Below are 13,054 nucleotides of genomic sequence, written 5' to 3'. Positions count from 1 at the left end.
CATGACTGCGCAACGCGCCCCGCAACGCCCGGCCCGACGCTGGGCGTTGCTGGTGTTCCTGCTCGCCGCAACCGCGGGCTTCATCGCGCTGGGCCTGTGGCAGGTCGAGCGTCTGGGCTGGAAGCGCGAGCTGATCGCACGGGTCGAGGCGCGGATCCATGCGGACCCGGTCCCCTTGCCGGCCGCGGCCGACTGGGCCGGCCTCGATCCGGCCGATGCGGAATACCTGCGCGTGACCGCCCGCGGGCGGCTGCTGCACGATCAGGAAGTCGCGGTCTACGCCTCCACCGAACGTGGTCCCGGCTACTGGATCATGACCCCGATGGCGACCGCGGACGGCGCGGTGTGGATCAACCGCGGCTACGTCGACAATGCGCATCGCCGACGCGACAGCCGTGCCCGGGTGGACGCCGCCGACGTCGTCGAAGTCACCGGTCTGCTGCGCCAACCCGACCGCGCCGGCCTGTTCGTGCGCACCAACGTGCCCGCCGAAGACCGCTGGTATGCGCGTATTCCGGCGGAAATGACCGCTGCGCGGCAGGTCCCGGCGCCGGTGGCGCTATTCTTCATCGACGACCAGACCTCGATCGACGGCGCCAACTGGCCGGTGCCCGGACTGACGATCGTCCAGTTCCGCGACAACCACCTCAGTTATGCGCTGACCTGGTTCGGCATGGCGCTGCTGACGCTGCTGGCCATCGGTTTCGTGCTGCGCAGCGAGTTCAGGCGCAGCGCGCCCGACGCAGCCGCATAGGCGCGTGCGGCCACCGGCTGATTGAGTCCCTCCCGATGGCAGAGAGCGCCAGGTCCGATGCTCACCTGCTTTGCGAAGATCGGCGATAACACCTCGCTCCGCAGAATCAGCGCATACGCCGATGCGCGTCATCATTAACACCGCACTCGGAAGCGCGTCACGGGCAGCGTTTGACCGCGTTTGGAAGCGCCAGGGATGCGGGGCGATAAAGCCGGTCAGGCAAGGTCATCGTGCCGCACCGGCCACCGCGCGCCGTGAGCATTAGCGTTCGGGAATGAGTAGCCGAAAATACTCCAATCGACAGGCCATTTAGGCGTATGGCATGATCCGAGGGACAGGGACGGCGAAGGGGAAAAAGATAATGTCCTGCAAGGCGCGTCGCCGCGTGCTGGCCGTTGTCGTATTCACACTATCGACTCGTGGGCTCTGTTTCTTTCGGGGCTGAAACGCGTCGGGAAACGCCGTGTATCGCCTCGTCCGCCAAGCCGGAGCGCCCTGCAGCGCCACGGTCACAGACAGCGCTACAGAATGGCCACCTGGGCGCCAACTGCCTTATCGACGCCGCCGCGCGGCGCCCCGCCGGCGCGAAGATCGTCGATATCAGAAGCCGGGCGGAGTATTCGCCGCTCCATATTCCCGGCGCTGTCAACCAGCCGCTCCAGAGTCTGATGAATGCCGGCGCTGGCTCGCTGATCGTCTACGACAACGGTAGGTTCCGCTCGGACGCGCTGCAGCTATGCAATCGCCTGGCGCGATACGGCGTGCGGGATTTCAAGGTCATCGACGGCGGCATTGCGGCGTGGGCGCAGTCGACTCGCGCCCCTGGCGCCCCGGACGTCAGCCGGTTGTCCGATGCGGAGGTATCGGCTGCGCTCGTCGCAGGCGGCAGCAAGATCGTTCCACTCGCTGGCAGTTTCTCGACCATTCTCAGGGACCGGGGCCTCGGCACGTCTGCGACCGGCGCCCATCCGAGCGGGCGCACGATTGTACTGGCCGAACCGAGTGCGGACCGGAACCTGATTGCCTCGAAGCTGACACGCCGTGCCGGCCAGAACACGACTCTCTACTGGACCGGAACCCCTGATCGACTCGCTAACCTCATCGGCACGCACCTGGCCCAGGAGCAGCGCCGGCAGCAGGGCCCGATGGTCAGACCTGCCCGGGATTCTGACCGCGTCCACCGGCTCGACGCCTTGCGGGCCGACCATGAAGCGCCACTCGCTATAGCGGCGCGCGCCCTCGAAGTGCGCTTCTTCTGGCTCGAAGCCGGCCAGCTTGATCGGCTCCGCGGACGACAGCGAATGCACGCCGACGATGCGGCCGTGCTCGCGGATCAAGCCCCATTCGTCGGACCTCGTCATCGGGTCGACGTAGATCCGCCTCAGGTGGCGATCGTTGTTGCCGAGCCTGCGGTCCAGCAGCAGGTCCTCGAGCGATGCCGGAAACTCACGAGAATTTCCGGTTGCCCGATAGCTGACGAGTGCCTGCCTGAACTCTCGACCGATGCAGATCAACTCCGTCTCCTGCTGACGGCGCACTTCGTAGTGACGCACTGACGCCCCGGCGAGCAGCATGACCGACAGGATCACCACGGCGAAGAGCAGGTACAGGTACGCGAACCCGCCTTGCCGGCAATTCACGGCGTCAACTCCGAGTACGCCACCCCGCTCCAGCTGGTCCCCGCCGCGCCGCTGCGAACGTCCACGACGCCGTTGGAATCGACGCCGGTCCCGCGCAACAGGACCCAGGTGCCGTTGCTGCCGGTGATCGGGTCGACCGGAACGGACCGCAGGTAGTTGCCCTCGACAAGGCGCTCGAGGAAATCCGGGTAGTGGCCCTTGTCCTCGTAATAGTGGTCGATCGTGGTTCTGATCTTCTGGATGTTGCCCAGCAGCGCGACGTCCTCGGCGCGATCGACCGACGACTGGTAGCGCGGATAGGCGATGAGCAGCAGCACGGCGACGATCGCGACCACGACGATCAATTCGATGAGACTGAAGCCCTCGATGCGTCTATGCAATCCCATCCCTACCAGTCCCCATACGCAACGCCACTCAGGCCTTCAGTTGATCGAGCGCCCGCTCCTGGTCGCCCTGTACTCCGCAATCGTCTGCGCCGCGGTGGGATTCGACATGGCCATGCCGTTGACAAAAACCGCCGGCGCACCGCGCTTGAACACCTCGACCGCACGATCCATGCCCGCGATCTGCTCGGGCGTGGGATCTGCCGCGTCAAACGAGAACGAATCGCCCAGGACGACCGGAATCCCCTGCCGGGCGAACGCCTGGACGAGCGCCTCGGTGCGCTGCGCCTGCTCCGAAGGACAGTTGCGCGGGGCGAGCACCAGGACCGAGTTGCGTCCGACACCGCCGGGCATCTCGACCGGAACAAAGCCGTTCGAACTCGCCGCCACCTCGATCGAAGGACTGCGGTCCTGCCTCCATTGGTAAGCGCCGTAGAGCCCGCAGACCAGCAACAAGATCACCAATACGCGCATGAAGACGACCTCCCTTGTCGAGCGAAAGCCCACCCGGCGTTCCGCTCATCCACCCCCAAAACTTCCCTTGACCCCGAAACACTCTTCTTCTGCCGCCATCAGCGCACATCGTGAAACTCAACCGACTCACAAATTCCCCGCCACAATCGACCTTACAATGAAAAAAAATATAATCAACTTAGACCCTCAATCGAGCGAAAAAGACTTCATCTTCGGCCTCAAATCAACCCATACATCGCTTGAAAAAATTCCAATAGTCCGATCATCCTCCGCGCCCTCCTCTACCCCACTCATTCCAATCCCAGTATTGAACAGAATCACAGATCCGTAGTACTCCAAGGGAGCGCCATCCTCCTTGCATAACGCCTTCAGCCCGGAAAGCGACCAATCCAGATCGCGACCGCTTATCCGAGTCGGCACGCCATACGGAACAACGCATTCTTGCAATTTAATTTTTCCTTATGAAAAATTAATATTAGGTTCTGGTAGTGCACTACCAGCTCGCCAGATCTGTTCTTCCTTTCTACAACTGGATCTCCGAACAACTCTTTCGCCCTGTCGACGAAGTCACCTAACATAAGTCCGTTAACCGACCTATATGGAATCAGCTCAATCACTTAGCTACTCCAACTCCGCAACGGGAACTGACTGCGAAGTCTAGGTCAGCATTGCTCATCTGGTCGACAAATTTGCCACCATCTCGCTGCTTGACGCATCTGACCTCAATATCAGCGCCATCACAAACGCAGAGATATGCCGAGTCCCTTCTGGATTTTACCGAATGATAAAATCCTAATTTTCCTATATCTAGACAACTACTCACCCGACCGACCTGCTCATCCAGCTCGCCAGATGGCACGTAACAAAAATCCATTCCTCTTTCAGCACTACATAGAAAGCCCCACCAATCGCCACTCGTCGCAGATAATTTAATAGATCTCGCCTTTTTATTCACCCCAAGAGACCGCAGGCCCGCATAAAATCGGAGGTTTCAACAGAACAAACGCCTGGTGTCGCCAGCCCACAGCTCACTCAACACCTCAAATCAACTTCCATCAACTGAGCGTAAAAGGCTTCATCTTCGGCCTCAAATCAGCCCATACATCTCTTAGAAAAATCCCAATAGTGCGATCACTCTCCGCCCCTTCCCCCACCCCACTCATTACAATTCCAATTTTGAACAAGATCACAGATCCGTAGTATTCCTGGGGATCGCCATCCTCCTCGCATAGCGCCTTCAACCCGGGAAGAGACCAATCCAGATCGCGCCCGTTAACCTGAGTTTTGACGCCGCACTGAACCTCGCACTCCTGCAATCGAAGCGTCTCCTTCTGAAAAACTAGGATTAGAGATCGATATTGCTCAATCAGATTTCCAGATCCATCCCTCCTTTCTACAACTGGATCTCCAAATAATTCTTTCGCCCTGTCGACATAATCACCTAACAGAAGCCCGTTCACCGACCGATATGGAATCAGCTGAATCACTTAGTCATCTCCTATTCCGCGACGGAAGTTGACCACTGTCCCTCGCATAATCGAGCATCTCGCGCATAGCTTGATTGTACTTAGTTCGATCTCCAGAGACCTCGTTAGCAGCTCTACGAACATCGCGTATTTCTCTGGCCATCGCATCACGATACCTTCCATCTGCAATCATGTCAGCAGTTTCCTGAAGATATTGCGCCGAATCACGTCGACCACCATGGCTACGCGTTGCGGCATAATCAGCAGGATCCATCTGGATAGCAGGCCCATGATTCTCACTGACACTGGGGTCAGCTTTCCGATCAGGCATATGATGGGACTCAAGCCCATCATTTTTTGGCTTCCTCATGTTCCGATGCGAGCCGCCACGAAACTTCCGACTCGCCGCCCCGTAACCGCCACCGGGGAGAAGGCCGCCAACCGCAATCCAACCAGCTGCCTCGGTTACGTCCCATCCAGTGGCGCATGGATCATTGAACGTATGGTAGAGGTGATAGAAGTCATAAAGGGTGAAGCCAAGTTCGATCGCGCCGATGACGATCGGCACCAAGGCCACCCAAGCGATCTCACCCGTCGCATCGGTGTATCTCGTCGGACTGGCGTTTGCATAGAGGTAAAAGTTCAAGCCACCCGAAAATCCGAGCGGATCCTCGGTGACGTACCGGCCGGTCGCCGGATCGTAGTAGCGGTGCAGGCTATAGTGCAGCCCGGTTTCGGCGTCGAAGTACTGGCCGGGAAACCGCCATGGCTGCACCACTTGCGCCCCCGGCGCTAGGGCCACCGTGCCGAATGCCTGGATGCGGCTTACCTGCCACACCACCGCGCCTGCCTTGTTTGTCAGCAGCCACGGTTGGCCCAGTGGGTCGTTGTGATAGTAGTAGTAGCCGTCCGTGTTACGCATGAACAGCGGCGCCGTACTGTAGGTGCCCTCCGGCTGCCACCCATAGCTTTGCAGTACGGTTCCTGAAGCGTCCGTTTCCGCCAAAAGGCCGGCGCCCGAATGTAGGAACAGCCGCTTGCCCAGCGTGCCGCCGTTGGCTGCACCAACCGCTGTGATCTCCTTGACGATCCTGTGACCGAACGGATCGTAGGCGTAGCGGGCAATGAGCGCGTCATCGCCATCGCGAACCTCAGTGATCCGGTTGTAGCCGTCGTACACGAACGAGGTGACCCGTTGTGCACCTGACCTGCCGTTATCGGTTCTCTGTACAAGGTTGCCGGCTGCGTCGTACTGACAATTGAACGCGCCCCGTTGGATCAGCCGATTGGCGTCGTCGTATTGCCAAGTGTCGGGTATGGCGTTATCTGACAGCCGGTTACCCGCGGCGTCCAGCTCGAACGTTTCCGTATTGCCGCTGGATGGCTGCGCGCGCGTCAACTGTGTCGCCGCGTCGTAGCGGTAATCCACGGTCAAGTTCTGGGTGGTTCGACGAAGCACCTCGTCTAGAGCACCGTACTCGCTCTGTTGATCAAACAGCGTGGTTTGATTCGGACCTCGGACGCGCAGACGCGTCGGATTGAGCACACCGTTATACTCGATCTCCTGCACGGTTCCACCGGGCAGCACGACTCGTGACGGCGCGGTCCATCGACGATCGGTTACGCTGATCGCCCCCTCACCGGGGATCTCTACCCGAGCCAGTTCGCCATTGCCGTCATAGACGTAGGTCTGGGTGACACCATCAGGTCCGGTTGCCGTGTGCACCTGGCCATTGGCGTAATACGTGTACTGTCGCGTCAGCGTCACTCCGTCTATCGTGACGGACTCGCTGAGAAGCCGATTGGCATTGTCGTACGTGCGCGTGCCGTTGGGGCCCTGTGTGCCCCACTGGGAGAGGCGATTCCCGTCGTCCCACAGGAAGTCGAGAGCCTTCGCCTAGGCAGTGAGTGGCAACTGAAAAACAGAACCTTCCGGTGTTGTAAGAAACAGCATTGCACCGGGAGTACATTGCTTGGCTAGAGGCGATCGCAGTGCTACACCAAGCAAGATGTCAGGGACTTCCTGAGATCCCTAGACATAAAGCATTCATAGTCAAAGCGCTACGGCCGTAACTAGGCCCCAGCCACCCGGAAAGAATCGTCAGTCGTGAAGCTCTCGCCGCAGCCACACTCGGCGGCGGCATTGGGATTGCGGAACACGAATTCCTGATTCAACCCCTTCTGCTCAAAATCGATCTCGGTGCCGTCGACCATCGGCTGGCTCTGCGCATCGACGTAGATCCGTACGCCGTCCTGTTCGCAGACCGCGTCCCCCGGCCGTTCCTCGTGGGCGAGGTCGACGACATAGCCCCAGCCCGAGCAGCCGGTCCTGGTCACGCCGAAGCGCAGCCCGAGTGCGTCGGGGCTGGCGGCGAGGAAGCGGCGGGCCCGTTCGAGGGCGGCGGGAGCGAGTGCGATGGCCATGGAACGAGTGTACTCCTTCGGTCTGCAGCGGCAGCTGAGCGGGCATCCGCGGCGCGGCGGCGGCACGGTAGACTGTGCAGCCATTCATCGGTGCGGATTCCCGGGATTCAAGGCATGACCACGACCAGCGTCCAACAGGCCCTCGCCGGCCATCTTCCCGAAGGCGGCGACGTCACCGTCCGTGGCTGGGTCCGCACCCGCCGCGATTCCAAGGCGGGCCTGAGCTTCGTCAACGTCAGCGACGGGTCGTGCTTTGCGCCGATCCAGGTCGTCGCGCCGCAGACGCTGGACAACTACGAATCGGAGATCCGGCGGCTGACCGCCGGCTGCTCGGTGATCGCCACCGGTACCCTGGTCCGCTCGCAGGGCCAGGGCCAGAGCTTCGAGATCCAGGCGCGCGAGATCGAGGTCGTGGGCTGGGTCGAGGACCCGGAGACCTACCCGATCCAGCCCAAGGCGCATTCGCTGGAGTTCCTGCGCGAGGTCGCGCACCTGCGCCCGCGCACCAACCTGTTCGGCGCGGTCACCCGCATCCGCCACTGCTTGGCACAGGCGGCGCACCGCTACTTCCACCAGAACGGCTACTACTGGATCAACACCCCCATCGTGACCACGTCCGATGCCGAGGGCGCGGGCCAGATGTTCCGGATCTCGACGCTGGACCTGGCCAACCTGCCGCTGCGCGATGGCAAGGTTGACTTCTCGCGCGACTTCTTCGGCAAGGAAGCGTTTCTGACCGTGTCGGGCCAGCTCAACGTCGAGGCGTTCTGCCTGGCGATGAGCAAGGTCTACACCTTCGGTCCGACGTTCCGCGCCGAGAACAGCCACACCACCCGCCACCTGGCCGAGTTCTGGATGATCGAGCCGGAGATCGCGTTCGCCGATCTGGCCGAGGACGCACGCGTGGCCGAGGACTTCCTGAAGTTCCTGTTCCGCGCGGTGCTCGACGAGCGCAGCGACGACATGGCGTTCATCGCCGAGCGCGTGCAGAAGGATGCGGTCACGCGGCTGGAGAAGTTCATCAACGCCCCGTTCGAGCGCATCGAGTACACCGAGGCGGTGGAGTTGCTGCGCAAGTCCGGGCAGAAGTTCGAGTTCCCGGTCGAGTGGGGCCTGGACCTGCAGACCGAGCACGAGCGCTGGCTGACCGAGCAGCATGTCGGCCGGCCGGTCGTGGTCGCGAACTATCCCGAGCACATCAAAGCGTTCTACATGCGCCTCAACGATGACGGCAAGACCGTTGCAGCGATGGACGTGCTGGCGCCGGGTATCGGCGAGATCATCGGCGGCTCGCAGCGCGAGGAGCGCCTCGACGTGCTCGATGCGCGCATGGACCAGTTCGGTCTCGACCGTGAGCACTACGGCTGGTACCGCGACTTCCGCCGCTACGGCACCGTGCCCCACGCCGGCTTCGGCCTCGGCTTCGAGCGCCTGATCGTCTACGTCTGCGGCCTGTCCAACATCCGCGACGCAATCCCCTACCCGCGCGCACCGGGGCAGGCGGAATACTGAGTTCAGGAATCGAAGAAACGCAGGTCCTGCGTCTTGAGCCAGTACCGGTCCCAGCACTCGGTGGAGAGTGCTGGGACCGCGCAACACGTTGCGTTACTCGTCGACGCAGCGTTCGTTGCGCCACCGACACGCGATGTTCAACAGGCAAGACTGGCGGTCACGAATCTGCATACAGCTCATCTCGGGATCGCTGCCAAGGTCAGGAAGTAACCTGACGGGTGCAGCAAGCGAGGGAGAAACAGAGGCGACGGCCTCCGGCGCGGTGCGTTCTTCGGTCGCGACGCTGGAAGCCTGGACAGACGCGACCGTCAATCCGGCGACAAGGCACATCAGCGCGCCTGCCCACAACGTTCTGGTCTTCATACATCCTCCTTGAATGGCGTTTTCGAGGGAGTATCCCTCCCGTGGGACGCTAGTTCCGTGCGGGCGCCGGGGTCAAGCGCGATCTGCTCGAACCCATTATCCTTTCGGCATACCCACGTACCGGACGCGTCGTGACCCTCTTCCTCGCCCTGTGCTTCTTCGGCGTCGCGATCGGCGGGGTGACCGCGTTCGTGATCTTCTGGCCGTTGTCGCTGGTGCACCTGCGCGATCGCCATCCGCAGGTGCGGGCGCGGTTCGCGGAGGGTGCGTTCCTGCAGCCGGCGGCGCTGCGCTGGCTGCTGGCCGGCGACTATTACGAAGTCCCCGACCGCCAGTTCACCGGTCTGGCAACCCCGGCGCGGATCTCGCTGATCGTGATCCTCGGCGCACTGACTGCCTGCGCGGTGCTGTGGCTGTGGTCGATCGCCCCCTGACTCTGCAAGGACCTGTTCGATGACCCGCGATGAATGGTGGCTGGCGACGATCGGGCGGACGGTGATCTGGGCGCGCCTGCGCGTGCTCGAGGCCGGCACCGCCGAAGTCTTCGACAGCGACGGCAACACCCTGCCCTACGACAGCGAGGACACCGCGCGCTCGATGCTGCTCGATGCCGAGTTCGTGGCCTGGGACGGGCTGGACGCCGAGGACGCGCTCGAGCGCGGTTTCGCGCCCGGCGAGATCGCCCCGCCGCAGGCCGAGGACGACATCCGGCTGCGCGACCGCATGGTGCAGTCGCTGGGCGCGCGCGCCTGATCCAGACTCGGGCCGCGGCGGCCTGGACATCGGACACGATCGTCTGCGATCGCCGTCTCGCTTGCATCCGGCGGCCACCATGGCAGCCTGAGGACCGAATCCGTCCACTCGCAGGGAACCGCCCATGGACCTCGACCTGACCGGCCGCCACGCGCTCGTCTGCGGCGCCTCCGAAGGCATCGGACGCGCCACCGCGCACGAGCTTGCGCTGCTGGGCGCCAGCGTCACGGTGCTCGCCCGGCGCAGCGACGTGTTGCAAGCCGTGTGCGAATCGCTGCCGGCGCCCGCGGGCCAGGCGCACCATGCGCTCGTCGCCGACATGGACGACCTGGAGACCCTGCGGACCCATCTGGAGACGCACGTCGCCACAGTCCCAGCCCAGATCCTGGTCAACAACACCGGCGGTCCGCCCGGCGGGCCGGCGCATACCGCATCGGCCGACGCCTATCTGAGCGCGTTCCGGCGCCACCTGCTCGCCGGACAGATCCTGGTCCAGACGCTGCTGCCAGGCATGCGCGCCGCCGGCTGGGGACGGATCGTCAACGTGGTGTCGACCTCGGTGCGTGAGCCGATCATGGGCCTGGGCGTGTCCAACACCGTACGCGGCGCGGTGGCCGGCTGGGCCAAGACGCTCTCCCGGGAACTGGCTGCGGACGGGATCACGGTCAACAACGTGCTGCCCGGCTATACGCGCACCCAGCGCATCGCGCAGATCGTCGCCGATCGCGCCGCGCGCAGTGGCCAGTCAGAGGACGCGGTCATCGCCGCGATGCAGGCCGCTGTGCCAGCCGGACGCTTCGCCGAGGCCGAGGAGACCGCGGGCGTGATCGCGTTTCTCTGCTCGCCGGCCGCCGCCTACGTCAACGGCGTTAGCCTGCCGGTGGACGGCGGGCGCATGGCCTCGATCTGAGCAACACAGGCACCTCACCCGCCCTTCCGCCACAGCAGAGTCACGAGACCGCGACGCGCGGGCTGCTCCGATGCGCACATGCCCGAAGGTCCGGAAACCCACGCCCTCGCCGACCGCCTGTCGCAGTTGCTCGTCGACGAGACACTGACCCGGGTGCGATTCGTCGATCCGGTGCTGCAGCGACGCCGCCGCCTGCTCGAAGGCCATCGAGTGTTGGCAGTCAAAGCGCGCGGCAAGGCACTGCTGACCGCCGTCGATGGCGGCTGGACGCTGTACACGCATAGTCATCTGTTCGGCTTCTGGCGGTTCGTCGACGCGCCCGAGGCCCTGCCCGACGAGACCCGGCCGCGGGTGCTGCTGGTCACGGTGCGCGGCGTCGCCGCGCTCTATGCCGCGCCGTCGGTCTCGCTGTGGCGCACCGATGCGCTCGGCGACCAGCCTTACCTCGCCAAGCTCGGCCCCGACGTGCTCGATCCGGCCGTCGACGCCAAGGCGCTGCTTGCGCACATGCGCGACCCGCGCTTCGGCAAGCGCACGCTGGCCGCGCTGCTGCTGGCGCAGGACTTCGCGGCCGGGATGGGCAACTACCTGCGCTCGGAGGTGCTGTTCCAGGCGCGGCTGTCGCCGCACCGGATCCTCCAGGATCTGACGGTCGGCGAGCGACGGCGACTGGCCAACGCGCTGCTCGACGTGCCCCGGCGCGCCTACCGCGCCAAGCTCGACGACGCGCTGCCACCCGGCAAGGACTACCTGGCACGGACCCGCGCGAGCTTCGGCTTCGCGGTGTTCGAGCGCGCCGGCGCGCCCTGCCCGCGTGGCGACGGCACCATCGCCGAGATCCGTCTGGCCGGCCGCCGGCTGTACTGGTGTCCAGGCTGCCAGCACTGACCTCGATCGGCGTGCGACCACCACCCCGGACCGGACGCGCATTCGGCTAAGCTGGCGCCATGCAGCGGCTGACCCACTGGATCGATGGCGCAGCACGGACCCCGGCGGCGGATCGCTGGTTGCCGGTCCACGCCCCTGCCACCGGCCGGGTGTATGCCGAGGTCGCCGCGGGCGATGCCACCGACGTCGATCTCGCACTGCAGGCTGCCGAGCGCGCCGCCCCCGGCTGGGCGGCGCTGCCCAACAGCAAGCGCGCGGCCCTGCTCGAGCGTCTGGCGGCGCTGCTGGAGGCCCGCAACGACGAGTTCGCCCACGCCGAGTCCCTGGACGGCGGCAAGCCGTTCGCACTGGCGCGCGATGCCGAGATCCCGCGTGCGGTCGCCAACCTGCGCTTCTTCGCGCATGCCGCGACCCAGTTCGCCAGCGAATCGCACCACGGCGAGGCCGGCCTGCACTACACCCTGCGCCAGCCGCTGGGCACGGTCGCGACGATCTCGCCGTGGAACCTGCCGCTGTACCTGTTCACCTGGAAGATCGCGCCGGCGCTGGCGGCGGGCAACACGGTGGTCGCCAAGCCGTCGGAGATCACCCCTGCGACCGCGACGTTACTGGCCGCGCTGTCGGCCGAGGCCGGATTGCCGCCGGGCGTGCTCAACCTCGTCCACGGCAGCGGCGCCGGGGTCGGCGAGGTGCTTGTCGTCGATTCGCGGGTGCGGGCGGTGTCGTTCACCGGCAGCACCGCGGTCGGGCGGCGGATCGGCGCGCTCGCCGGCGGCTTGCTGAAGAAGACCTCTCTCGAGCTCGGCGGCAAGAACGCCACGCTGGTCTTCGCCGACAGCGACTGGGAAGACCGGCTCGACACCCTGGTGCGCTCGGCGTTCCAGAACAGCGGCCAGATCTGTCTGTGCGGCTCGCGGATCCTGGTCGAACGGCGCATCGCGGTGCAGTTCACCGAGCGCTTCGTCGCCGAGGCCGCGGCGCTGCGCGTCGGCGACCCGATGGCCCCGGACGTGCGCATGGGCCCGCTGGTGTCGCAGGCGCATTTCGACAAGGTGCTCGCCGCGCTGCAGCGGGCCCGCGATGAAGGCGGCCGGGTGTTGTGCGGCGGCCACGCGCTCGACCGCCCCGGCTGGTTCGTCGCGCCGACGGTCATCGACGGCCTCGGTCCGGACTGCGCAACCAACCAGGACGAGATCTTCGGGCCGGTGGTCACGTTGCAGACCTTCGACGACGACGCCGAGGCGCTGGCACTCGCCAATGCCGGCCGCTACGGCCTGGCCGCGACGCTGTGGACCCGCGACCTGGCCCGCGCCCACCGCCTGGCAGCCGCGCTGCGTGCGGGCATGGTCTGGATCAACGGCTGGATGCTGCGCGACCTGCGCACCCCGTTCGGCGGCAGCGGCGACTCGGGGCTGGGCCGCGAAGGCGGGCTGGAGGCCATGCGATTCTTCACCGAGGCGAAGAACATTGGCCTGTCTCTGGAATAA

General features: G+C 64.4%; 14 protein-coding genes. 7 read left to right on the top strand and 7 right to left on the bottom strand.

The annotated features are described in order from the left end of the window. The first annotated feature begins 1 nt into the window (after window position 1). Complete coding sequence (locus WAF18_RS13695) at window positions 2-754, top strand: SURF1 family protein (RefSeq protein ID WP_337245609.1); 753 nt, start codon at window positions 2-4, stop codon at window positions 752-754. Window positions 755-1,488: 734 nt separating this feature from the next. On the opposite strand, the gene WAF18_RS13690 is transcribed toward WAF18_RS13695, so the two are convergent. The 6 genes from WAF18_RS13690 to WAF18_RS13665 all read right to left on the bottom strand — a co-directional run bounded on the left by WAF18_RS13690 (window position 1,489) and on the right by WAF18_RS13665 (window position 7,141). Next, the gene (locus tag WAF18_RS13690; RefSeq protein WP_337245608.1) at window positions 1,489-2,394 is read right to left on the bottom strand and encodes a type II secretion system protein; all 906 of its coding nucleotides are present in this window, start codon (window positions 2,392-2,394) and stop codon (window positions 1,489-1,491) included. Further along, window positions 2,391-2,780 carry a prepilin-type N-terminal cleavage/methylation domain-containing protein gene (locus WAF18_RS13685; protein WP_337245607.1) on the bottom strand — a complete coding sequence of 130 codons (390 nt, stop codon included), beginning with the start codon at window positions 2,778-2,780 and terminating at the stop codon, window positions 2,391-2,393. Before WAF18_RS13685 ends, WAF18_RS13690 begins: the two co-directional genes overlap by 4 nt. 36 nt (window positions 2,781-2,816) lie before the next feature. Further along, complete coding sequence (locus WAF18_RS13680) at window positions 2,817-3,251, bottom strand: hypothetical protein (protein WP_337245606.1); 435 nt, start codon at window positions 3,249-3,251, stop codon at window positions 2,817-2,819. Window positions 3,252-4,306: 1,055 nt separating this feature from the next. Next, window positions 4,307-4,738 (bottom strand): hypothetical protein, encoded by a 432-nt coding sequence (locus tag WAF18_RS13675; protein ID WP_337245605.1) that lies wholly within the window; start codon window positions 4,736-4,738, stop codon window positions 4,307-4,309. 4 nt (window positions 4,739-4,742) lie between these two features. Continuing rightward, window positions 4,743-6,485 (bottom strand): RHS repeat-associated core domain-containing protein, encoded by a 1,743-nt coding sequence (locus WAF18_RS13670; RefSeq protein WP_337245604.1) that lies wholly within the window; start codon window positions 6,483-6,485, stop codon window positions 4,743-4,745. Window positions 6,486-6,790: 305 nt separating this feature from the next. Continuing rightward, a complete protein-coding gene (locus tag WAF18_RS13665; RefSeq protein WP_337245603.1) occupies window positions 6,791-7,141 on the bottom strand; it encodes an iron-sulfur cluster assembly accessory protein in 351 nt (116 codons plus the stop codon). Window positions 7,142-7,255: 114 nt separating this feature from the next. Between WAF18_RS13665 and asnS the strand changes: the two genes are divergently transcribed. After that, on the top strand, window positions 7,256-8,653 hold the full coding sequence (asnS, locus tag WAF18_RS13660; protein WP_337245602.1) for an asparagine--tRNA ligase: 1,398 nt from the start codon (window positions 7,256-7,258) through the stop codon (window positions 8,651-8,653). Window positions 8,654-8,746: 93 nt separating this feature from the next. Here the strand turns inward: asnS and WAF18_RS13655 are convergent, their stop codons facing one another. Then, a complete protein-coding gene (locus tag WAF18_RS13655) occupies window positions 8,747-9,016 on the bottom strand; it encodes a hypothetical protein (protein ID WP_337245601.1) in 270 nt (89 codons plus the stop codon). Between the two features lie 131 nt (window positions 9,017-9,147). Between WAF18_RS13655 and WAF18_RS13650 the strand changes: the two genes are divergently transcribed. The 5 genes from WAF18_RS13650 to WAF18_RS13630 all read left to right on the top strand — a co-directional run bounded on the left by WAF18_RS13650 (window position 9,148) and on the right by WAF18_RS13630 (window position 13,054). Continuing rightward, complete coding sequence (locus WAF18_RS13650; RefSeq protein WP_337245600.1) at window positions 9,148-9,450, top strand: hypothetical protein; 303 nt, start codon at window positions 9,148-9,150, stop codon at window positions 9,448-9,450. Window positions 9,451-9,469: 19 nt separating this feature from the next. Beyond that, a complete protein-coding gene (locus tag WAF18_RS13645) occupies window positions 9,470-9,769 on the top strand; it encodes a hypothetical protein (RefSeq protein ID WP_337245599.1) in 300 nt (99 codons plus the stop codon). A 124-nt stretch (window positions 9,770-9,893) separates the two neighbouring features. Next, window positions 9,894-10,679 carry an SDR family oxidoreductase gene (locus tag WAF18_RS13640; protein WP_337245598.1) on the top strand — a complete coding sequence of 262 codons (786 nt, stop codon included), beginning with the start codon at window positions 9,894-9,896 and terminating at the stop codon, window positions 10,677-10,679. A gap of 78 nt (window positions 10,680-10,757) precedes the next feature. After that, window positions 10,758-11,567, top strand: coding sequence for a DNA-formamidopyrimidine glycosylase family protein (locus WAF18_RS13635; RefSeq protein WP_337245597.1), 810 nt, complete (start codon window positions 10,758-10,760; stop codon window positions 11,565-11,567). 59 nt (window positions 11,568-11,626) lie between these two features. Continuing rightward, entirely contained in the window at window positions 11,627-13,054 is a 1,428-nt protein-coding gene (locus WAF18_RS13630) for an aldehyde dehydrogenase (RefSeq protein ID WP_337245596.1), read from the top strand.

This window comes from Luteimonas sp. gir (genome assembly GCF_037198055.1).
Taxonomy (GTDB): Bacteria; Pseudomonadota; Gammaproteobacteria; order Xanthomonadales; family Xanthomonadaceae; genus Luteimonas; species Luteimonas citri_A.
The sequence above is the reverse complement of the archived record's forward strand: the minus strand, read 5'-3'. Positions and strand labels throughout refer to the sequence as shown.

What these genes read in the sequence shown, in the direction of transcription:
- WAF18_RS13695 (WP_337245609.1), top strand. Translation starts at nt 2, where the DNA reads ATGACTGCGCAACGCGCCCCGCAACGCCCGGCCCGACGCTGGGCGTTG.
- WAF18_RS13685 (WP_337245607.1), bottom strand. Translation starts at nt 2,780, where the DNA reads ATGGGATTGCATAGACGCATCGAGGGCTTCAGTCTCATCGAATTGATC.
- WAF18_RS13680 (WP_337245606.1), bottom strand. Translation starts at nt 3,251, where the DNA reads ATGCGCGTATTGGTGATCTTGTTGCTGGTCTGCGGGCTCTACGGCGCT.
- WAF18_RS13665 (WP_337245603.1), bottom strand. Translation starts at nt 7,141, where the DNA reads ATGGCCATCGCACTCGCTCCCGCCGCCCTCGAACGGGCCCGCCGCTTC.
- asnS (WP_337245602.1), top strand. Translation starts at nt 7,256, where the DNA reads ATGACCACGACCAGCGTCCAACAGGCCCTCGCCGGCCATCTTCCCGAA.
- WAF18_RS13655 (WP_337245601.1), bottom strand. Translation starts at nt 9,016, where the DNA reads ATGAAGACCAGAACGTTGTGGGCAGGCGCGCTGATGTGCCTTGTCGCC.
- WAF18_RS13645 (WP_337245599.1), top strand. Translation starts at nt 9,470, where the DNA reads ATGACCCGCGATGAATGGTGGCTGGCGACGATCGGGCGGACGGTGATC.
- WAF18_RS13640 (WP_337245598.1), top strand. Translation starts at nt 9,894, where the DNA reads ATGGACCTCGACCTGACCGGCCGCCACGCGCTCGTCTGCGGCGCCTCC.
- WAF18_RS13635 (WP_337245597.1), top strand. Translation starts at nt 10,758, where the DNA reads ATGCCCGAAGGTCCGGAAACCCACGCCCTCGCCGACCGCCTGTCGCAG.
- WAF18_RS13630 (WP_337245596.1), top strand. Translation starts at nt 11,627, where the DNA reads ATGCAGCGGCTGACCCACTGGATCGATGGCGCAGCACGGACCCCGGCG.